17 protein-coding genes and 1 pseudogene are annotated in these 21,060 nt (G+C 72.4%); 15 read left to right on the top strand and 3 right to left on the bottom strand.

The window, feature by feature from the left end; all coding sequences use genetic code 11:
- Nucleotides 1-15 precede the first annotated feature (15 nt).
- The 4 genes and pseudogenes from leuS (at nt 16) to holA (ending at nt 6,782) form a co-directional block, all read left to right on the top strand.
- Nucleotides 16-2,577 carry a leucine--tRNA ligase gene (gene leuS, locus MT346_RS00380; RefSeq protein WP_243560617.1) on the top strand — a complete coding sequence of 854 codons (2,562 nt, stop codon included), beginning with the start codon at nt 16-18 and terminating at the stop codon, nt 2,575-2,577.
- 92 nt (nt 2,578-2,669) lie between these two features.
- On the top strand, nt 2,670-3,392 hold the full coding sequence (locus tag MT346_RS00375; RefSeq protein ID WP_243560614.1) for a ComEA family DNA-binding protein: 723 nt from the start codon (nt 2,670-2,672) through the stop codon (nt 3,390-3,392).
- Nucleotides 3,393-3,577: 185 nt separating this feature from the next.
- Nucleotides 3,578-5,104, top strand: a pseudogene (locus tag MT346_RS18550) (ComEC/Rec2 family competence protein); the annotation flags it as partial.
- 658 nt (nt 5,105-5,762) lie between these two features.
- Nucleotides 5,763-6,782, top strand: coding sequence for a DNA polymerase III subunit delta (gene holA / locus MT346_RS00365; protein WP_243560611.1), 1,020 nt, complete (start codon nt 5,763-5,765; stop codon nt 6,780-6,782).
- A gap of 102 nt (nt 6,783-6,884) precedes the next feature.
- Here holA and rpsT read toward each other — a convergent pair whose 3' ends face one another.
- Nucleotides 6,885-7,145 carry a 30S ribosomal protein S20 gene (gene rpsT / locus MT346_RS00360; RefSeq protein ID WP_243560609.1) on the bottom strand — a complete coding sequence of 87 codons (261 nt, stop codon included), beginning with the start codon at nt 7,143-7,145 and terminating at the stop codon, nt 6,885-6,887.
- A gap of 261 nt (nt 7,146-7,406) precedes the next feature.
- On the opposite strand from rpsT, the gene MT346_RS00355 reads away from it, so the two are divergent.
- The 7 genes from MT346_RS00355 to MT346_RS00325 all read left to right on the top strand — a co-directional run bounded on the left by MT346_RS00355 (nt 7,407) and on the right by MT346_RS00325 (nt 15,488).
- A complete protein-coding gene (locus tag MT346_RS00355; RefSeq protein WP_243560607.1) occupies nt 7,407-8,417 on the top strand; it encodes a hypothetical protein in 1,011 nt (336 codons plus the stop codon).
- Nucleotides 8,414-9,394, top strand: a complete 981-nt coding sequence (locus MT346_RS00350) for a hypothetical protein (RefSeq protein WP_243560606.1) — start codon at nt 8,414-8,416, stop codon at nt 9,392-9,394. Before MT346_RS00355 ends, MT346_RS00350 begins: the two co-directional genes overlap by 4 nt.
- Nucleotides 9,395-9,486: 92 nt before the next feature.
- Nucleotides 9,487-10,512, top strand: a complete 1,026-nt coding sequence (locus MT346_RS00345; protein ID WP_243560604.1) for a hypothetical protein — start codon at nt 9,487-9,489, stop codon at nt 10,510-10,512.
- Between the two features lie 84 nt (nt 10,513-10,596).
- Nucleotides 10,597-11,682 carry a hypothetical protein gene (locus MT346_RS00340; RefSeq protein ID WP_243560602.1) on the top strand — a complete coding sequence of 362 codons (1,086 nt, stop codon included), beginning with the start codon at nt 10,597-10,599 and terminating at the stop codon, nt 11,680-11,682.
- Nucleotides 11,683-11,711: 29 nt separating this feature from the next.
- Nucleotides 11,712-12,776, top strand: a complete 1,065-nt coding sequence (locus tag MT346_RS00335) for a hypothetical protein (RefSeq protein WP_243560600.1) — start codon at nt 11,712-11,714, stop codon at nt 12,774-12,776.
- A 220-nt stretch (nt 12,777-12,996) separates the two neighbouring features.
- Entirely contained in the window at nt 12,997-14,844 is a 1,848-nt protein-coding gene (gene lepA, locus MT346_RS00330) for a translation elongation factor 4 (RefSeq protein ID WP_243560598.1), read from the top strand.
- Nucleotides 14,841-15,488: a DUF1990 family protein gene (locus tag MT346_RS00325; RefSeq protein ID WP_243560596.1), complete on the top strand. Its 648-nt coding sequence runs from the start codon at nt 14,841-14,843 to the stop codon at nt 15,486-15,488. The genes lepA and MT346_RS00325 overlap by 4 nt, the downstream gene beginning before the upstream one ends.
- A gap of 1 nt (nt 15,489) precedes the next feature.
- On the opposite strand, the gene MT346_RS00320 is transcribed toward MT346_RS00325, so the two are convergent.
- On the bottom strand, nt 15,490-16,182 hold the full coding sequence (locus MT346_RS00320) for an HAD family hydrolase (protein WP_243560594.1): 693 nt from the start codon (nt 16,180-16,182) through the stop codon (nt 15,490-15,492).
- A 28-nt stretch (nt 16,183-16,210) separates the two neighbouring features.
- Between MT346_RS00320 and hemW the strand changes: the two genes are divergently transcribed.
- The gene (gene hemW / locus MT346_RS00315) at nt 16,211-17,443 is read left to right on the top strand and encodes a radical SAM family heme chaperone HemW (RefSeq protein WP_243560592.1); all 1,233 of its coding nucleotides are present in this window, start codon (nt 16,211-16,213) and stop codon (nt 17,441-17,443) included.
- A 13-nt stretch (nt 17,444-17,456) separates the two neighbouring features.
- Here hemW and MT346_RS00310 read toward each other — a convergent pair whose 3' ends face one another.
- Nucleotides 17,457-17,864, bottom strand: a complete 408-nt coding sequence (locus tag MT346_RS00310) for a DUF4870 domain-containing protein (RefSeq protein ID WP_243560590.1) — start codon at nt 17,862-17,864, stop codon at nt 17,457-17,459.
- Nucleotides 17,865-17,989: 125 nt separating this feature from the next.
- Between MT346_RS00310 and hrcA the strand changes: the two genes are divergently transcribed.
- The 3 genes from hrcA to MT346_RS00295 all read left to right on the top strand — a co-directional run bounded on the left by hrcA (nt 17,990) and on the right by MT346_RS00295 (nt 21,060).
- Nucleotides 17,990-19,012 carry a heat-inducible transcriptional repressor HrcA gene (hrcA, locus tag MT346_RS00305; protein ID WP_243560588.1) on the top strand — a complete coding sequence of 341 codons (1,023 nt, stop codon included), beginning with the start codon at nt 17,990-17,992 and terminating at the stop codon, nt 19,010-19,012.
- Between the two features lie 93 nt (nt 19,013-19,105).
- Nucleotides 19,106-20,221 (top strand): molecular chaperone DnaJ, encoded by a 1,116-nt coding sequence (dnaJ, locus tag MT346_RS00300; protein WP_243560586.1) that lies wholly within the window; start codon nt 19,106-19,108, stop codon nt 20,219-20,221.
- Nucleotides 20,221-21,060: a 16S rRNA (uracil(1498)-N(3))-methyltransferase gene (locus tag MT346_RS00295; protein WP_243560584.1), complete on the top strand. Its 840-nt coding sequence runs from the start codon at nt 20,221-20,223 to the stop codon at nt 21,058-21,060. The genes dnaJ and MT346_RS00295 overlap by 1 nt, the downstream gene beginning before the upstream one ends.

The raw sequence follows: 21,060 nt of genomic DNA, 5'->3' as shown, positions 1-21,060 counted from the left end.
CCGATTGAGAGTTCCGTGACCATCGAGCAGCACGTCGAGGACCCGACCGCCTACGACTTCCGTCGTATCCAGGACAAGTGGCAGGGCCGCTGGGAAGAGCTCGGCCTCTTCACCACCGACCACGACGACCGCCGACCCCGGAAGTACATCCTCGAGATGTTCCCGTACCCGTCCGGCGACCTGCACATGGGCCACGCCGAGAACTGGGCGCTCGGTGACTTCGTGGCGCGCTACTGGCGGCAGCAGGGCTTCAACGTGCTGCACCCGATCGGCTGGGACTCGTTCGGGCTGCCCGCCGAGAACGCGGCGATCAAGCGCGGCGTCGACCCCAAGGCGTGGACGTACGCCAACATCGAGCAGCAGAAGGCCTCGTTCAAGCGGTACGCGCCGTCGTTCGACTGGTCGACCGAGATCCACACCTCGGACCCCGAGTACTACAAGTGGAACCAGTGGCTGTTCCTGAAGATGTACGAGAAGGGCCTGGCCTACCGCAAGGACAGCTGGGTGAACTGGGACCCGGTGGACCAGACCGTGCTGGCGAACGAGCAGGTGCTGCCCGACGGCACCTCGGACCGCTCCGGCGCCGTCGTCGTCAAGAAGAAGCTGACGCAGTGGTACTTCGGCATCACGCAGTACGCCGACCGCCTGCTCGACGACCTCAACCAGCTCGAGGGGCGGTGGCCGTCCAAGGTCATCGCGATGCAGCGCAACTGGATCGGCCGGTCCGTCGGGGCCGACGTCGACTTCGTCATCGAGGGCCGCGACGAGCCGGTCACGGTGTTCACGACGCGGCCGGACACCATCCACGGCGTGACGTTCCTGGTCGTCGCGCCGGACTCTGACCTGGCCGCCGAACTGATCGCCGACCCGTCGGTCTCCGAGGAGACCCGCGCGGGATTCGAGTCGTACCTGGTGGCGACGCAGAAGACCTCCGAGATCGACCGGCAGAACGCCGACCGCCCGAAGACCGGTGTGCCGACCGGTCGCTTCGCGATCCACCCGCTCACCGGCGAACGGCTGCCGATCTGGGCCGCCGACTACGTGCTGGCCGACTACGGCCACGGAGCGGTGATGGCCGTGCCCGCGCACGACCAGCGCGACCTGGACTTCGCCCGGGCGTTCGACCTGCCCGTGCGGGTCGTGGTCGACACCAACCAGCCGGTGACCGGTGCGATCCCGGTGATCCCCGAGGGCGCGACGCTCGACGACTTCGACCTGCCGACGCTCGATCCCGCGTCGACCGGCCAGGCGCTGACCGGCCAGGGCCGGATGATCAACTCCGGGCCGCTCGACGGCATGTCGAAGCAGCACGCCATCACCGCAGCGATCGCCCTGCTCGACGAGCGCGGCACCGGTCGCGCCGCCAAGACGTACCGCCTGCGCGACTGGCTCATCTCGCGCCAGCGCTTCTGGGGCACCCCGATCCCGATCATCCACGGCGAGGACGGCACCGAGTACCCGGTGCCCGAGGACCAGCTGCCCGTCGTGCTGCCCTCCACCGAGGGGCTCGACCTGAAGCCGAAGGGCACGTCGCCGCTCGGTGGCGCCACGGACTGGGTGAACGTCCCGAACCCGGTCGACGGCACGCCAGCCAAGCGCGACGCCGACACGATGGACACCTTCGTGGACTCGTCGTGGTACTTCCTGCGCTTCCTGTCCGCGAACGACGACACCCGGGCCTTCGACCCGGCGCTGGTGAACAAGTGGGCACCCGTCGACCAGTACATCGGCGGGGTCGAGCACGCGATCCTGCACCTGCTGTACGCGCGGTTCGTCACGAAGGTGCTGTTCGACCTGGGCTACCTCGACTTCACCGAGCCGTTCTCGGCCCTGCTCAACCAGGGCATGGTGCTGTCGGGCGGCTCGAAGATGTCGAAGTCCAAGGGTGGTGTCTCGCTCGGTGACGAGCTCGACGCGCACGGTGTCGACGCGATCCGTCTGGTGATGGGCTTCGCCGGCCCGCCCGAGGACGACATCAACTGGGAGGACGTCTCACCGGCCGCGTCGGCGCGCTTCCTCGCCCGGGCCTACCGCCTGGCGACCGACGTCACCTCGACACCCGACGCCGTCTGGGCGGACGGCGACCGTGGCCTGCGCCAGGTCACCCACCGGTTCCTGGCCGACGCCCCCGGGATGATGGAGTCGTTCAAGTTCAACGTCGTGATCGCGCGGCTGATGGACCTGGTGAACGTGACCCGCAAGGCGATCGACAGCGGCCCCGGCGCCGGTGACCCCGCGGTGCGCGAGGCGACCGAGACCATCGCGCTCGGCCTGAGCGTCTTCGCGCCGTACACGGGCGAGGAGATGTGGGAGCAGCTCGGGTACGACACCACCGTCGCGACGTACGGGTGGCGCAAGGCCGACCCGACGCTGCTCGTGCAGGAGACCCTGACCGCGGTCGTGCAGGTCAACGGCAAGGTGCGCGACTCGTTCGAGGTGTCCAAGTCGATCGAGGCCGACGAGCTCGAGCAGCTCGCGCGGGCCTCGGCCAACGTGCAGCGGTACATCGGTGACCGCGAGGTCGTGAAGGTGATCGTCCGGGCGCCGAAGCTCGTGAACATCGCCATCAAGGGGTAGCGCCTCCTCCACATCCCCGGGGCGGTCGACGCCGCTCCACAGCCGCATGCCACGGAGCCCGGTCGGACGGCCGGGCTCCGTAGCGTTCCGGCATGTCCCGGTTCACGCTCAGCCCGCGCGCCGCGATCGTCCTGTCGGCGGTCGTCGTCGTGGTCGCCCTGCTGGTGATCGTGCTCGGCGCACGGGGGAGCGACGCCGGGGGCACGGTGTCGGTCTCGGGCGCCGCCCCGGTGTCGCCCGGTCCATCCGGTTCCTCACATGCGGGGGACTCGCCGTCCGGTGGCGGCAGCGGCAGCGGCGGCGGCGTCGGCGGCACGTCCGGCCCGCCGTCGGGCGCGGCGTCCGCCTCGGCCACGCCGGTCGTCGTGCACGTGCTCGGTGCCGTCGCTCGATCCGGACTCGTGTCCCTGCCGAGCGGCAGCCGGGTCGCCGACGCGCTCGACGCCGCCGGCGGAGCCGAGCCGGACGCCGACCTGGCCCGGCTGAACCTGGCGCGGGCGCTCGTGGACGGTGAGCGCCTGTACGTCCCGCGTGTCGGGGAGACCGAGATCCCGGCCGCGCTCGACGGTGACGGGGGTGGCGGTGCTCCCTCGCCGGGTGGTGGGGGCGGCGACGCCGCGACCACGGTCGTCGACCTGAACACCGCGGACCAGGCAGCGCTCGAGACCCTGCCCGGCATCGGCCCGGCACTGGCGCAGCGGATCCTGGCGTGGCGCGACGCACACGGCGGGTTCTCGTCGCCGCGGGACCTGCTCGAGGTGAGCGGCATCGGCGACGTCCGCTTCGCCGAGCTGCAGCCGCTGGTGCGCGTGTGATCGTCGCGCCGGGCCGGACCGACCTGCGGATCGCCGGGCCGGTCGCCACCGCCTGGGTCGCGGCTGCGGTGCTGGTCGCCGTCCCGCAGGCCGCGTGGTGGGTCGCCCTGACGAGCGCGTTGCTCGGCGCGGTGCTGCTGGCGTCCGGACGGTCCACGACGGGTCGCCTGCGGGCACTCGGGGCGATGATGGGGGCGACGGGGCTGCTCGTCGCCCTGGTCGGGGTCGCGGTGGCCGTCGGGGACGTGCGGCGCAGCCCGGCCGTCCTCGTGCACGGCGGCACCGGCGTCGTCCCGGTGCGGGTCGTCCTCGACCGCGACCTGGCCGCCCCCGACCGTTCGGTCCTCGCGACGTTGCATGGTGTCGCCGACGCGACGGCCCTCGACGTGCCGGTCCGGGTCGTCCCGCCGCTCGGCACGGAACGGCACCGGACGATCGGCGCGGGCGCGACGCTGACGGGGACGGCCGCGGTCGAACCCGACGATCCCGGCGCCGCGACCGCGTTCGTGGTGTTCCTGCGCGGGACGCCCACGGTGGCGGACGCCGCGGGCATGGTCGGGGCGACGAACCGTGTCCGCGCGGCCTTCGCCACCGTGACCGCGAGCCTGCCGCAGCCCGGCGGCGCCCTGCTCCGAGGACTCGCCATCGGCGACCGGAGTGGCCTCGACGCGGACACCGAGACCGCGATGGAGGCCAGCGCCCTGACACACCTGACGGCGGTCTCCGGTTCGAACTGCGCCGTCGTCGTGGCGCTCGTCGTGCTGCTCGGGCGTGCTGCCGGGCTCGGACGGTTCCCGCGTGCTGCATGCGCCGTCGTGCTGCTCGTCGGGTTCGTCGTCCTGGTCCGTCCGGACCCCTCGATCGTGCGGGCGACGGTGATGGCGGTCGTGGTGCTCGTCGTCCACCTGGTCGGTCGCCCGGTCCGCGGTGTGCCGCTCATCTGTCTGGCCGCACTCGGCATGCTCGTCGTCGACCCGTGGACCGCGCGCTCGTTCGCGTTCGGGCTCTCCCTGTTGGCGACGACGGGCATCGTCGTCGTGGCGCCACCGCTGACCGTGCTGATCGGTCGGTGGTGCTGGCCGCCGGTCGCCGCTGCCCTGGCGGTGCCGATCGCCGCGCAGGTCGCGTGCTGGCCGCTCACGATCCCGCTGGCCCCGGCCCTGCCGACCTACGCGGTCCCGGCGAACCTGCTCGCCGAACCCCTGGCGCCGGTCGTCACGGTGCTCGGACTCGCCGCCTGTCTGCTCGCGCCCGTCTGGCCCGCGGGCGCGTCGGTGATCGCTGCGGTCGCCTGGGCCCCGGCCGCGGCGATCGGAGTGCTCGCCCACGCTGCCGCCGCGCTCCCGGCGGCGTCCGTCCCCTGGCCGGTCGGGATCGTGGGGGTGGGGGCGGCCGTCGTGGTCAGCGCGGCGGTCGTCGTCGCCGTCCTGGTCCGCGCCGTGCTGCGCGTGCGGGTGCTGCTGGTGGCGGGGGTCGTCGTGGTGGTCGGGGTCGCGTCGACGGTGGTGCCGACGATCGTCGTGCGGGCATCGCTGCCGGCGGACTGGAGCGTGGCGGCGTGCGACGTGGGGCAGGGCGACGCCACCCTGCTGCGCAACGGAGCAGCGACGGCGCTCGTGGACGTGGGCGACGACCCGGACCGTCTGCGCAGCTGCCTCGACCTGCTGGGCATCGACCACGTCGACCTGCTGGTCCTGACGCACTTCGACCGCGACCACGTCGGCGCCGTGGCCGAGGTCGCCGCGCAGTCCGACGTCGCCCTGGTCGGCCCGACCGGTCGTCCCGCAGACCAGGCCGTCGTGGACGACCTGGTGCGTGCGGGGGTGGACGTCCGGCGCGCCGACGACCAGACCGCGGGCATGCTCGGCACCCTCGCGTGGCGGGTCGTCTGGCCGCCGGCCGGCGACACGGACAGCGGGAACGCCGCGAGCATCGTCGTCACGACGTCCGGTGCCCCCGGGTGCGACGCGTGCCTGTCCACGACGCTGCTCGGCGACCTGGACGAGCGGGCACAGCGGCGGCTCCTGGGCACGACGGAGCCGGGGAGCGTCGACGTGGTCAAGGTGTCGCACCACGGGTCCGCGGACCAGGACCCGGCACTGTACCGGCAGCTTGCGGCACCGGTCGGCCTGATCGGTGTCGGTGCGGACAACACCTACGGGCATCCGACGGCACGCGCCCTCGCGATGCTGGCGGCCGCGGGGACGACCCCGTTCCGCACCGACCTGCAGGGCACGATCGTCGTTCGCCGCGGCCCCGACGGACCCCAGGTCTGGACCGAGCGGCATGACGACCGGCCGTCCGACCCCGCAGGGCAGCCCTCGTCGGCGGCGGCCCGTAGACTCGGTCCCGCACCACCGGAAGGAACGCATGCCCGCCAAGAAGCCCGCGCGCGCCGCCGCGAAGATCGATCAGGTCCCGTGGTCGGGCATCCGTCCCGCGCCCGTCGTGCTGGTCACCGGCCCCGAGACCTTCCTGGCCGAGCGCGCCACCGGCATGCTGCGCGACCTGCTCGTCGGCGAAGACCCCGCGCTCGAGGTCCACGACCTCGAAGCCGACCAGTACGCGCCCGGCCTGCTGGCGACCCTTGCCAGCCCGTCGTTGTTCGGCGAACCGCGGATGGTGCGGGTCACCAACGTCGAGAAGTGCACCGACGCGTTCATCACCGAGACGATCTCGTACCTCGGCGCCCCCGCAGACGACGTCACCCTCGTGCTCCGGCACGGTGGCGGCGTCCGCGGCAAGAAGCTGCTGGACACGATCCGCGGCGGTGTCGGGGGCGGCATCGAGGTGCAGTGCGACGAGCTCAAGCGCGAGACCGACCGCATCGACTTCGTCAACGCCGAGTTCCGTGCTGCCCGTCGTGCGATCGCGCCGTCGGCGGTCCGGACCCTGGTGGCCGCCTTCGCCGACGACCTCGCCGAACTGGCCGCGGCCTGCCGGCAGCTCCTGGCGGACGAAGCGCAGGAGATCACCGACAAGGTCGTCGACAAGTACTACGGCGGCCGGGTCGAGACGAACGCGTTCAAGGTCGCCGACATCGCCCTCGCTGGGCGGTCCGCGCCCGCGATCGTGGAACTGCGGCATGCGCTCGCGACCGGAGAGGCCCCGGTACCGATCGTGGCCGCGTTCGCCAGCAAGATCCGCACGATGGCCAAGGTCAGTGCGTTCCGCGGGTCCAGCGGGCAGGCCGCCGCCGCCCTTGGGATGGCGCCGTGGCAGGTGCAGCGTGCACAGCGCGACGTCGCCGGGTGGAGTGAATCCGGGCTGGCGAACGCGATCATCAGCATCGCCGAGGCCGACACCGCGGTGAAGGGCGGGTCGCGCGACGCCCACTACGCACTCGAGGTCATGGTCCGGACCATCGCCCGACGCGGCGAGGCGCGCTGAGGCGGGTCGCGCCTCCGTCCGGAAGCGGCGGAACCAGACGGGCCCCGGAAACGACGGAAGCCCCGCACCGAAGGGTGCGGGGCTTCCGAGGGGATCGGTGCGTCAGAGCGACGCGACCTTCTTCGCGATGGCCGACTTGCGGTTCGCTGCCTGGTTCTTGTGGAGGACGCCCTTGCTGACGGCCTTGTCGAGCTTCTTCGTCGCGGTGACCAGAGCGGCAGCAGCCTTCTCCTTGTCGCCAGCGGTGACGGCTTCGTTGGTGTGACGGATGAGCGTCTTGAGCTCGGACTTGTAGGCCTTGTTGCGCTCCTGGGCCTTCAGGTTGGTCTTGATGCGCTTCATCTGCGACTTGATGTTCGCCATGTGGTGCTCCTGCTTCGTCTCGTACGGGTGAATGCGACCGCTGGGTAGAGGGGCCCTTGGTCGTCTCGCGTTCCACCCGTGGGCGGGGAACGCGCAAGCCAGCAAGCAACACTACCAGGATGGCGGGAGCGGGACAACGCGCACGGGTCGTGTCGTCGGTGTCACGGGTCGGACAAGCAATATGTAGAATACGAAGTGTTCGTCCGGATGTGGTCACGCGTCGGGACGGCTCCGTTGCCCCCGCACGACTGGACCTGCCGCATGACCCCCTTCCTCCGCCCGCCTCGCCCCACGACGGCCGCGACCGTCGTCGCCGCACTGCTGCTGTCGAGCGCGATCGCCGCGTCGGCCGTCGCCGGACCGGCCGTCGCCGACGCGACACCCGACGCCCGGTCGGCCGCGGCGTCGGCTCGCGCTGACGACCGGCTGGTGGGCCCGATCGTCTTCTCGACCGCGCCGGCCGGCCGGACGCTGTGGTTCGCGGCGGCGGTCGACCAGGGCCTCGGCCTGGCGAACGCCGGCTCGAGCGCCATCGACGCCGCTGGCAGTGGAGCGGAGTGGACGACGCCCGCTCTCGGTGGGACGGGGACGCTCACGCCCGTCGACGACCCCGGGTCGTGCCTGTCGGGGCACGGCCAGGTCCTCACCGTGCACCCGTGCGACACCACGCCGCCGCAACAGTGGACGTGGGTGGACGTGCCCGGCGGGACCGCGCTGCAGAACGTCGACACGGGCTTCCACGTCGGGACGAGCAGCACCTCGGGCGACGGCCTGCTCGAGGGCGACGACGGCTCGACGATCCCCGTCGGAGTGGTCGACACGTCGTTCCTGCGGTCGGCGGGCGCGACGACGCCGCCGGCGAACGGTGGATTCGACCCGGCAGGACAGGGCGCACCGGCCACGGTGGCCGCGGGGGACTCGGCAGCGGTGCACTTCGGCGCCCGGACGACCGCGCCCGTGGCCGCCCTGCCCGCGACGACGGTGACCGTGCACGCGCCGACGGGCACCACGTTCGCGAAGGACCTGACGAGCATCGACGGCGTGACACGAGCCGCCGCGACGGACGGCTGGACGTTCGACCCCGGGCTGCAGGTCGGCGGCTCCGTCGCCGCGGACGGGCGGACGTTCACCGGGACGATCGCCGACACGGGCAGCCCGGTCCGGCTGCCCGCGGGCGCCGAGCTGCGCTGGACGATCGACGTCACGGCCGACGCCGGGGCGGCCGCCGGTACCGACGACCTGGAGTTCACGCTCGCAGGGGCGAACCGATGAGCGGCGACCGCACACGCCGGTCCCGCACCGGGATCGCCCTGACCGCTGCTGCCGTCGCGATCGTGTCCGCGGCGATCGTCTCCGTGCAGGCGCTGCCGTCCCAGGGGACGCCCGCGGCCCCGCGAGCCGACGACCGACTGACCGGGGAGCTCGCGTTCCAGACGCTCTTCCCCGGCGGCAGCGGTTGGTTCATCGCCGGCGACACACGAGAGGGCCAGGGGTTCGTGGAGGCCCTCTGGTCGCCAACGGAAGCGGGTCTGCCCACCGGCAGCACCTGGACCGTCCCCGCCGAGGGTGCCACCGGTGTGATCTCACCGGCGGAGGACCCGGGCCGCTGCCTGCAGATGCACGACCCGGCCATGATCCTGGTCGCGTGCGACGGCAGCGACGCACAGCGGTACTCGTGGGACACCGTGCCGAACGGACGCGGACTGCGGAACGCCGACACGCGGACCTTCCTCGGGACGGCCTCGAACGGGTACGACGACTCTCTGCAGGGCTCGATCGGGGCGTTCTACGCCGGCGCGATCGACACGGCCCGTCTGTCCGGCGGCACACCGCCCACGGGTGGCGGGATCGACCCGGTCGGCATCGGCGTCCCCGCGACCGTCGCGCCCGGGGAACCGGTGGACGTCGCGTTCGGCATGACCACCACCGCGGCCGTCGGCGTGCTGCACCGGTCGAGCGTCACGGTCACGGCACCCGCGGGACTGTCGTTCCGGCCGGGCACCGCCAGCCTCGCCGGTTCCGTCCGGTCGGACGCCGCGGCCCCGTGGACGGTCGAGCCGGCGCTGACCGTGTCGGGATCGCTCTCGGCCGACGGCACCACGTTCCAGGGCACGATCAGCGACACCGGGACGCAGCTGCGGCTGCCGAAGGGCGCCGAGCTGCGGTGGAGCGCCCCGCTCGTCGCCGGCGCGACCACGCCCGCGGGCACCGTCGACATGCGCTTCACCATCAGCGGCACCACGGACTGACGGGGCGAGTGCCCGACAGGCACCGACCACGACCCGCACCCGCATCCGACCCACAGCACACACCGACCACATCGACGCACGACAGGACGACCATGCCCTTCCGCCCATCCCCACACCGACTCGTGACCGCGACCGTCGTCGCGGCCACCCTCGCGTCCGCCGTGCTCGCTGCGCAGGCGAGCACAGCCGACCCGGCGACCGCTGCACCGGCGAGCCCGGCGAGCCCGGCGGCCCCGGCGACCGACGCACAGCCCGCGGCTGACAGGCTGCGCGGTGAACTCGTCTTCTCGAACGCCGACGGCACCGGCTGGTTCATCGCGAAGGGGGAGGACCAGGGATCGGCGTTCGCGGAGTTCGCGACGAGCGCGTCTGCACTCCCGCAGGGGGACGAGTGGACCACGCCGGTGGTCGGGGGAACCGGACCGCTCATCCGCACGTCCGACGACGGCTGTCTGACGGACGACACGTACGGCGTCTTCTACCACGTGCTCCGCTGTGACGGCTCACCCGAGCAGCAATTCGCGTGGACGACGATCCCGGGCGGGACCACCCTGCAGAACCCCGCCACCGGGAGGTACCTGTCGACCGGGGCGCTGGACGCCACGTACTCCGACTACCTGCAGGGGTTCCCCCGCGTCGGGTTCGCCGGCCTGTACGACCTGTCGCGCCTGACGCCCGACGGCGGCGGTGCCGTCACCCCGCCCGCGAACGGCGGCATCGACGCGCTCGGACAGGGCACCCCGGCGTCCGTCGCCCCGGGCGGCACCACCGACGTCTTCGTCGGCGTGCGCACGACGTCGGCGATCACGGCGTTGCACGCCACGACGATCACGGTGCAGGCGCCCGTCGGCACGACGTTCGACCCGGCGCTCACCGCGCTCGACGGCGCGCTCCGACCGGCGTCGTCCGACGCGTGGGCCACGCAGGCCGCACTCCGGGCGGCCGGGTCGGTGTCGGCGGACGGGCGGACGTTCACCGGCACGATCGCCGAGCCGACTGCCGCGGTGCAGCTCCCCGAGGGAGCCGACCTGCGATGGCGGGTGCCGCTGACGGCGTCGGCGACCGCGACCCCGGGGACGTCCGATCTGACCTTCACCATCGCCGGCACCACGAACTGACCCGGCACCACGAACTGACCCGGCACCACGAACTGACCCGGCACCACGAACTGACCCGGCCCCACCGAACGACAGGACCATCACGTGCTCCACCTCCCATCCCCGCGCAGGCTGCTGCGCGCGGTCTCGATCGCAGCGACCGCCGTCGTGGTCGTCCCTGCCGCGGTCGCCGCTGCTGTCGCCCTCACTCCGAACGCGGTGCCCGCCCCTGCGGCCCCGTCCGACGCCGTCCTGACGAAGGCCGTCCCGACGAAGAACGCACCGACGACGACCGCCCCGACGAACACCGATCCGTCGAGGGCCGATCCGACAGCGGCGCGCCTGACCGGGCCGCTCGTGTTCTCGACCGTGCCGTCGAACACCACCGGCCAGCTGCAGTGGTTCGCCGCCGCGGTCGAGAACGGGTACCACGGCAGTGCGCTCGCCGCCACGAGTGCCGCTGCCGCCGCAGCCCGAGGCCCGGCGTGGACGACCCCGTCGCTCGACGGCGTCGGGCCGCTCTCGGTGGTGAGTGCGCCGACGTCGTGCCTGACCGGATACTTCGCGGTCCAGTCGTGTGACGGCTCGGCGATGCAGGACTGGCGGTGGGTGGGCCACGACTCGGGCCTGGCGTTGCAGAACGTGCAGACCGGCAACCACCTCGGGACAGGCAACCGCGGCGGCAACGACGACGTCCTGGAGGGCGACGACGGCACGCATTACCCGATCGGCACGGTCGACACGTCGTTCCTGACCGGCGACGGCACGGTGACGGCGCCCGTCAACGGCGGGATCGCGCCGGTCGGCGACGGCACCCCGGCGACCGTCCGGATCGGCGACACCGTGGACGTGTCGTTCGGGATGACGGCCACGGCACCGATCGACGCGCTGCAGGACATCGGGATCACCGCGAAGCCACCCGCCGGTGCCGGGTTCGTGGTGGGGACCCGCACGATCGTCGGTGCGTGGCGCACCGCCCCGGACGCCCCGTGGGTGACGTCCGGGGCGCTGTCCGCCACCGTGCGCCTGGCGGCCGGGGGGACCTCGCTCGTCGGGACCGTCCCGGCCACGAGCAGCGTGCACCTGCCCGCCGGCGGCCAGATCCGGTGGACCGTTCCGCTGACCGTCCGGAACAGCGCGACACCGGGCACGTACGACCTGGCCTTCACGATCTCCGGGCAGACGGACTGACCACGGTGCCGAACGACAGGAACATCTCCGTGCGCCGCTTGCTCCGCGCGGTCTCCGTCGCGGCGACGACCGCCGTGGTCCTCCCCGCCGCCATCGCCGCTGCTGTCGCCCTCACGCCGAGCGCGGAGCCCGCGCTCGCGACTCCGTCGGACACCGCCCCGTCGGACACCGCCCCGTCGGACACCGCCCCGTCGAACGTCGCCCCGACGGACGCACCGCCGACGGCAGCGCGCCTGACCGGACCGCTCGTGTTCTCGACGGTGCCCTCGAACTCCACCGGGCAGCTGCAGTGGTTCGCCGCCGCGGTCGAGAACGGGTACGCCGGTCGCGCCCTCGCCGGCACGTCGGCGGCTGCCGCCGCTGCCCGGGGGCCGGCGTGGACCACACCGGTCCTGGACAGCGTCGGACCGCTCTCCGTCGCGAGCGCACCGACGGCGTGTCTGACCGGGTACGGGCTGGTCTTCTCCGTCGCGCCGTGCAACGGCTCGGCAGTGCAGGACTGGCGGTGGGTTGCCCACGACGGCGGCCTGGCGCTGCAGAACGTGCTGACCGGGTTCCACATCGGGACGGGGAACCGCGGCGGCAACGACGACGTGCTCGAGGGCGACGACGGCAGTGGGTACCCGATCGGCACGGTCGACACGTCGTTCCTGACCGGCGACGGCACGGTGACGCCGCCCGTCAACGGCGGGATCGCCCCCGTCGGTGACGGCACCCCGGCGACCGTCCGGGTCGGCGACACCGTCGACGTGTCGTTCGGGATGACGACCACCGCGCCGATCGACGCGCTGCGGCAGACCGTCTTCCAGGCGACCGCACCCCAGGGGACCAACTTCGTCGTGGGGACGCGCAAGCTCGTCGGCGCGTACCGGGCGAGTCCGGACGACCCGTGGACCGCCGTACCGGCGATCTCCGCCACGGTCGTCCTCGGGCCCGGAGGGACGTCGTTGCGCGGGACCGTCCTGGGCACGGGCACGAGCGTGCACCTGCCGGCCGGAGGACAGCTGCGGTGGACGGCGCCGCTGGCCGTCCGGAACAGCGCCACACCGGGCACCTTCGACGTGGAGTTCCAGTTCTCCGGCTCGACCACGTGATCCGCTGCGGCACGCCGCCGGCACCGGCGCGCCGTCCGAACCCGGCGCGCGGACGCGCGACCGTGAGCGGTGCAGGAGGGCGACGGGCCGGACGGACGGGAGGCGCGGTGCCAGGCCGCACCGCGCCTCCCGTCCGGTCCTGGTCCGGGGCATGGGACAATCGACGTCAGCCGTCCTGCCCACGGGCGCGCCACCCAGCAGCACCCACCGACGAGGAACCGTGAGCCCACAAGCAGCCACCCCGCTCGAGCCCGCCGCGACTCCGGCCGCGGCGATCCGCAACTTCTGCATCATCGCGCACATCGACCACGGCAAGTCGACGCTGGCCGACCGCATGCTGTCGATCACCGGCATCGTCGAGGACCGGGCGATGCGCGCGCAGTACCTCGACCGGATGGACATCGAGCGCGAGCGCGGCATCACGATCAAGTCGCAGGCCGTCCGTATGCCGTGGGAGCTCGACGGCGAGACCTTCGCGCTGAACATGATCGACACGCCGGGGCACGTGGACTTCTCGTACGAGGTGTCGCGGTCGCTCGCTGCGTGCGAGGGCGCGATCCTGCTCGTCGACGCCGCACAGGGCATCGAGGCCCAGACGCTCGCCAACCTGTACCTGGCGCTCGAGAACGACCTCGAGATCATCCCGGTCCTGAACAAGATCGACCTGCCGGCCGCCGAGCCGGACAAGTACGCGGCCGAGCTCGCGCAGCTGATCGGGGGCAAGCCCGAGGACGTCCTGCGGGTGTCGGGCAAGACCGGTGTCGGCGTGCCCGAGCTGCTCGACCGTGTGGTGCGCACCGTGCCGGCCCCCGTCGGCGACGCTGCCGCGGCCCCGCGCGCGATGATCTTCGACTCCGTCTACGACAGCTACCGCGGCGTCGTGACCTACGTCCGCATGATCGACGGCTCGATCGCCCCGCGCGAGAAGGTCCAGATGATGTCCACCAAGTCGACGCACGAGATCCTCGAGATCGGGGTGTCGAGCCCCGAGCCGAAGTCCACGAGGGGCCTGTCCGTCGGCGAGGTCGGGTACCTGATCACCGGTGTGAAGGACGTCCGGCAGTCCAAGGTCGGCGACACCGTCACGAGTGCCCAGCGACCCGCGACACAGGCCCTGCCCGGCTACACGGACCCGAAGCCGATGGTGTTCTCGGGCCTGTACCCGATCGACGGCTCCGACTACCCGGACCTGCGCGAAGCCCTCGACAAGCTCAAGCTGTCCGACGCCGCGCTCGTCTACGAACCGGAGACCAGCGTCGCGCTCGGGTTCGGGTTCCGCTGCGGCTTCCTCGGCCTGCTGCACCTCGAGATCATCACCGAACGCCTGTCCCGCGAGTTCGGCCTCGACCTCATCACGACGGCGCCCAGCGTGGTCTACGAGGTCACGAACGAGGACAACACCGTCACCGAGGTCACGAACCCGTCCGAGTTCCCGACCGGCCGCATCATCGAGGTCCGCGAGCCCATGGTCCGCGCCGCCGTCCTGGCGCCGAAGGACTACGTCGGCGCGATCATGGAGCTGTGCCAGCAGCGGCGTGGGTCCCTGCTCGGGATGGAGTACCTGGGCGAGGACCGCGTCGAGATCCGCTACCAGATGCCGCTCGGCGAGATCGTGTTCGACTTCTTCGACCAGCTCAAGAGCAAGACGCAGGGCTACGCCAGCCTGGACTACGAACCCGTCGGCGACCAGGCGGCCGACCTGGTCAAGGTCGACATCCTGCTGCAGGGCGACCAGGTCGACGCGTTCAGCGCGATCGTGCACCGCGACAAGGCGTACGCCTACGGCACGCTGATGACCGAGCGACTGCGCAAGCTCATCCCGCGGCAGCAGTTCGAGGTGCCGATCCAGGCCGCGATCGGTGCCCGGATCATCGCCCGCGAGAGCATCCGGGCGATGCGCAAGGACGTCCTGGCGAAGTGCTACGGCGGTGACATCACCCGCAAGCGCAAGCTCCTCGAGAAGCAGAAGGAGGGCAAGAAGCGCATGAAGACGATCGGCCGGGTCGAGGTCCCGCAAGAGGCCTTCATCGCGGCACTGTCGGGCGACGTCGAGGAGAAGAAGAAGTGAGCAACCGCGGCGGCTACCTGACCGCACTGACGTACGGCGCCGTCGGTGCGACCCAGGCACCCGACCTGATGACCTACCCGCCCGAGGGCTTCACGCCGGCCGAGTCGCGCGCGCGGATCGGCCACGGCGACCAGCGGTTCGAGACCGCCGTCACGCAGACGCTCACGTGGCAGATCCAGGAGCGCAGCGGCATCGGCGTCCGGGTCGACCAGGCCCCGGACGACGACGAGGTCCGCTACAACCCGGTCACGTTCGACGAGCAGGGCGTGCCGATCAAGCCGGCCTCGATCGGCGCACCCCGGGTCGAGCAGTTCGCCGCGGACGGCACCCCGCTCGTCACCGCGGGGACCAGCGCGGTGCTGACGATGCACGCGTTCGGCCAGACGGTCCATGCGCCGGTCCGGGTCGTGTCGATCATCGACGAGGCCGACCGCAAGGGCTTCGCCTACGGCACGCTCGAGGGCCACCCGCTGTCGGGCGAGGAGTCCTTCGTCGTCGAGCGCACCGCGGACGGCTCGGTGTGGCTGCAGATCCGGCAGTTCTCGCGGCCGGCCAGCGCGAAGTGGCGGTTCGTCGCACCGCTGTTGCGTCGGCAGCAGCGGGTCATGGCCGAGCAGTACCTCGGGGCGCTGCGCGGGGACTAGGTCAGCGCAGCGGCGGCAGCGCCGCGATCGCGTCCTCGATCAGTGCGGCGTCGGCGACGCAGTCGCGCGCGATCGCGACGGCGTTCGTGTGCCGCAGGGCATCGACGTCGTAGACCCCGGTCGCGACGGCCAGGAACGGGATCCCCGCGGCATCGGCGGCGTCGCCGTCCCGCGGGGTGTCGCCGACGATCACGGCACGGGTGCCCACCAGGTCCGCGGCGGCCAGCGCGGTGACGCCCGCACGCTCCACTTCTTCGTCACCGAAGTACGAGTGCTCCCAGTCGAAGGCGTCGACGTCGAACCCGGCGCCGGAGAGCTTCACGCGCGCGCGGTAGGCCGAGTTGCCCGTCAGCAGGCCGTTGCGCCAACCCAGGGTGGCGAAGCGTGCGACGAGTGCGGCGGCACCGGGAGCAGCCACGCGGTGCTCACCCGAGCGGTGCCGTTCCTCGGACAGGTCGCGCAGGTGCCGGCTGACCAGCGGGATCACGTCGTCGCCCAGGTCGTGCGCGCGGACGTGCTCGGCGATGATGCCGGCGTCGGTGCGGCCGTGCTGGTGGCCGACGAGCTGGGGGAGGTCGGCGCCGGTCGCACGCTCGAGCGCCTGGTGGTAGAGGTTGCCCGGCGACGTCGCGTTGCGGACGAGGGTGCCGTCGATGTCCCACAGCACCGTGGTCGGGACGGGGTGGTGCTCCATGGCTCCATCATGGCGGAGAATGGTCTCCATGCCGAGTGCTCTCCCGATCGCTGATCCGGCACCCGCGGACGGACTCCTGGTGCCGCGGCCCGAAGCGGGGGACGTGCCGTTCGGCGTCTACGTGCACGTGCCCTTCTGCCGGGTGCGCTGCGGGTACTGCGACTTCAACACCTACACGGCCTCCGAGCTGCGCGGGGTGCGCCGTGACGACTACGCCGGGCACGCCGTGCGCGAGATCGCGTGGGCGGCGTCGGTGCTCGACCGATCCGGTGTGCCCCGGCGGCCGGTGTCGACCGTCTTCTTTGGGGGCGGCACCCCGACGATGCTGCCGGCGAGCGACCTGGCGATGATCCTCCGGGCGATCGACGACACGTGGGGGATCCTGCCGGGGGCAGAGGTCACGACCGAGGCGAACCCCGACTCGGTCGACGCGTCAGCACTCGAGACCCTGCGTGCCGGCGGGTTCAACCGGATGAGCTTCGGCATGCAGTCGGCGGTGCCGCACGTGCTCGCCACCCTCGACCGCACCCACGACCCGGAGCGCGTGCCGATCGTCGTCGACCTCGCGAAGCAGCTGGGGCTCGACGTCTCGCTCGACCTGATCTACTCGACGCCGGGGGAGTCCCTGGACGACTGGCGCACCTCGCTCGACGCGGCGATCGCCTGCGCCCCTGATCACGTGTCGGCGTACTCGCTCATCGTCGAGGACGGCACCGCGATGGGGCGTGCCGTCGCGCGCGGTGACCTGCCGGCACCGGACGACGACCTGGCCGCCGACATGTACGAGTTGGCCGACCAGGTCCTGGGTGACGCCGGCTACGGCTGGTACGAGGTCTCCAACTGGGCGCGCGGCGACGCGCACGCCAGCCGGCACAACCTGTCCTACTGGAAGGGCCACGACTGGTGGGGCATCGGCCCCGGCGCCCACTCCAGCGTGGCGGGCACCCGCTGGTGGAACGTCAAGCACCCGGCCGCGTACGCCGCCCGGGTGCTCGCCGACGCGTCACCGGCGGCGGGACGCGAGAGCATCGACGACGAGACACGCTACGTCGAGCGCGTGCTCCTCGCCGCGCGGGTCCGCGGTGAGCTGACGACCGACGACCTCCGCCCGCAGGCGCGTGGCCGGGTCGCGGGCCTCATCGCACGGGGACTCGTGGACGGCCGCAGCGCGCTCGGCCGGCCGGGTGCCCCCGGCCGGCTCGAACTCACCCTGCGGGGCCGGCTGCTCGCCGACGCGGTGGTGCGCGAGCTGCTCGACTAGCGGCGGGCCGGGCTCACTGCTTGACGAACTCGATCGCCAGCGGGTAGCGGTAGTGCCGGCCCTGGTTGGCGGCGACCGCGGCGATGATCCCGAACACGATCGTGACCACGCGCACGGCCAGGATGATCAGCACGCCGATCCCCAGCCAGCTGGTGATCGCACCGATCGCGTCGGCGATCGCCATCGTGATGTAGAAGTTCAGCGCGACGCGCGTGTGCTCGCGGACGAACTGTCCCCGGTCACGCAGCACGAAGTACGCCACGAGCGGCGCGACGAAGCTGAAGAAGATGCCGCCGATGTGCGTCAGCGTCGCCCAGAGGCGCTGGTCTTCCGGGGTCATCGGTTGCGGCGGCTGGTACTGCCCCCCGCCGGGCTGCTGTCCGTAGCCCTGGGGTCCGTTCGGCGGCTGTCCGTAGCTCATGGCCGACAGCGTATCGACACCGGTGCGCTGGAGTGTGGGGACGTCGGTGCCCGGGCGTAGGATCAGCACTCGACACGTCCGAGTGCCAGAGCCCGTGCACCGCCAGTCCGACAGGAAGGATCCCGATGGTCAGCGAACGTTCCCTCGAGGTCCTCAAGGCCATCGTGCGTGACTACGTCGCCTCGCGCGAGCCCGTCGGCTCGAAGACCATCGTCGAGCGTCACGCGTTCGGGGTCAGCGCGGCGACGATCCGCAACGACATGGCCCTGCTCGAGGACGAACAGCTCATCATCGCGCCGCACACGTCGTCCGGGCGGGTCCCCACGGACAAGGGCTACCGGCTGTTCGTCGACCACCTGGCCGCTGCCCGGCCCCTGTCGAGCGCGCAGCGTCAGGCCATCGAGACCTTCCTGGGCGCGTCGAACGACCTCGACGACGTCCTGAGCCGCACGGTGCGGCTGCTCAGCCAGCTGACCAACCAGGTCGCCCTGGTGCAGTACCCGTCGATGGTGCGCGCACGGGTCCAGCACGTCGAACTCGTCCGGCTCGGCGACACCCGGCTCATGGTCGTCCTGATCACCGACACCGCCCGCGTCGAGCAGCGCGTGCTCGAGACCGACGTCGGCCTCGACGAACCGGCCCTGGGCGAACTGCGCGCCGTGCTCAACGGTGCGTCCGTCGGGCTGTTGCTGCACGACGTCCCCGCGGCACTCCGAGCGGTCCCCGCGCAGATCCGCCCCGAGTCGCAGACCCTGGCCGGGGTCGTCGTGGCGACGCTCATCGAGCAGGTCGCGGCCAACCGGCAGGACCGCCTGCTGATGGCGGGCGCTGCCAACCTGGCCAAGAGCGAGTCGGACTTCTCCGGCGGGCTGTTCCCCGTGCTCGAAGCGATCGAGGAACAGGTGACCCTGCTCCGGTTGTTCGGGGAGATGCAGCTCGACGACGCCGCCGTCACGGCACGGATCGGCGTCGAGAACGCCGAGTACGGGCTCGATGCCACCAGCATCGTCGCCGGCGGGTACGTCGCGGCCGGCGGCGAGGTCGCCCGGCTGGGCGTCCTCGGGCCGACCCGCATGGACTACGGGTCGAACATGGCCGCGGTCCGCGCGGTCGCGCGGTACCTGTCCAGGCTGCTCGGAGAGAATTGACGACCATCCCGGGGACGGGCGCGACCAGGCGGACGCGCCCCGGGCCTCCAGACCGATCCATCCACACGACCGACGAAACCTCCTGAGGAACACGTGGCAGACCACTACGACGTCCTCGGTGTCCCGCGTGACGCGGCCGACGCCGACATCAAGAAGGCGTACCGACGCCTCGCGCGCGAACTCCACCCCGACGTGAACCCGAGCCCCGACGCGGCCGAGCGCTTCAAGGACGTGACGCACGCGTACGACGTGCTGAGCGACCCCGAGCAGCGCCGGCGCTACGACGCCGGCCCCTCGGCCGACAGCCCCTTCGGTGGTGGCGGTGCCGGCGGGTTCAGCGACATCTTCGACGCCTTCTTCGGTGGCGGTGCCGGCGGCGGACGCGGCAGCGGCCCCCGCAGCCGCGCCGAGCGGGGGCAGGACGCCCTGCTGCGCATCGAGGTCGACCTGGACGAGGTGGTCTTCGGCACGCACAAGGACGTCGAGGTCGACACCGCGGTGCTCTGCGAGACGTGCAACGGCTCGTGCTGCGCGCCCGGCACCGGTCCGCGCACCTGCGACATCTGCGGCGGGTCGGGCTCGATCCAGCGTCAGGTCCGCTCGCTGCTCGGCAACGTGGTCACCAGCGCACCGTGCGGCACCTGCCGTGGCTACGGCACGGTCATCCCGAACCCGTGCCCGACCTGCCAGGGCCAGGGGCGCGTCCGCGCGCGTCGGACCATCCCGGTCGACGTGCCCGCCGGCGTCGACTCCGGCCTGCGCCTGCAGATGTCCGGGCAGGGCGAGGTCGGTCCCGCCGGCGGACCCTCGGGTGACCTGTTCCTCGAGATCCGCGTGCGGCACCACGACGTCTTCAGCCGCGACGGCGACGACCTGCTCGCCACCCTCGAGGTCGCGATGACCGACGCCGTGCTCGGCACGACCACGACGATCGACGGCCTGGACGGACCGGTCGAGCTCGAGATCCGTCCGGGTGTGCAGAGCGCCGACGTGCTCGTGCTCAAGGACCGCGGCGTCACGAAGCTGCGCGGGAACGGCCGCGGCGACCTGCGCGTCGGCGTGCAGGTCGTCACGCCGACCAAGCTCTCGCACAAGGAGCGCGGTCTGGTGGAGCAGCTGGCGAAGTCGCACAAGGCCGCGCCGCCGCAGCTCGCCCGCTTCCAGCAGGGCATGTTCGGCAAGCTGCGCGACCGCTTCTTCAACTTCTGATGGCATCGCTCTACCTGGTCGACTCGCTCGACGGCGCGACCGTCGGCGGCGCGGTGACGCTCGACGGCGCCGAGGGCCGGCACGCGGTCACCGTGTCCCGGGTCCGCGTCGGGGAGACCCTGCGCATCTCGGACGGTCAGGGCACCGTCGTGGTGGGACCGGTGGCGTCCGTGGACCGGGACACGCTCGTGCTGACCGTCGCGTCGCTCGACACCTCGCCGGTGCCGGTCCCGTTGCTGACGCTCGTGCAGGCACTGGCCAAGGGCGGCCGCGACGAGATGGCAGTGCAGGCTGCGACCGAGATCGGGGTCGACCGGGTGGTGCCGTGGTCGGCCGCGCGCAGCGTCGCACGGTGGGAGGGCCCGAAGGTCGCCAAGGGGCAGGCCCGGTGGGCGGCGATCGCGCACGAGGCGGCGAAGCAGGCGATCCGCTCGCGGGTGCCGTCGGTGTCGGCGCCCGTGACGACGGCAGCGCTGGCGGGGTCGGTGGCCGCCGGTGGTCCTGGTGCGTCGGGTGCGTCCGGTCCGTCCGGTGCGCCCGGTCCATCGGGTCCGTCCGGTGCGTCCGGTGCGTCCGGTGCGTCCGGTCTGGAGGCCCGGGTCGTCACGGTCGTGCTCGACCCGACCGCCACGGTGCGGCTCGCGACCTGGGAACCGCCGTCCGACGCGACCGAGATCGTCCTGGTCGTCGGGCCCGAAGGGGGCATCGACGGCTCGGAGCTCGACCGGCTCGAAGCCGCTGGTGCCGTCCGGGTCCGGCTCGGCGACACGGTGCTGCGGACCTCCACCGCCGGTCCGGCCGCCCTCGCGGTGCTGCAGGCCCGGCTCGGACGCTGGTGA

The sequence above is a fragment of the Curtobacterium sp. VKM Ac-2922 genome, assembly GCF_022815645.1.
Lineage (GTDB): Bacteria > Actinomycetota > Actinomycetes > Actinomycetales > Microbacteriaceae > Curtobacterium.
This window is presented reverse-complemented; position numbering and strand designations above follow the sequence as displayed.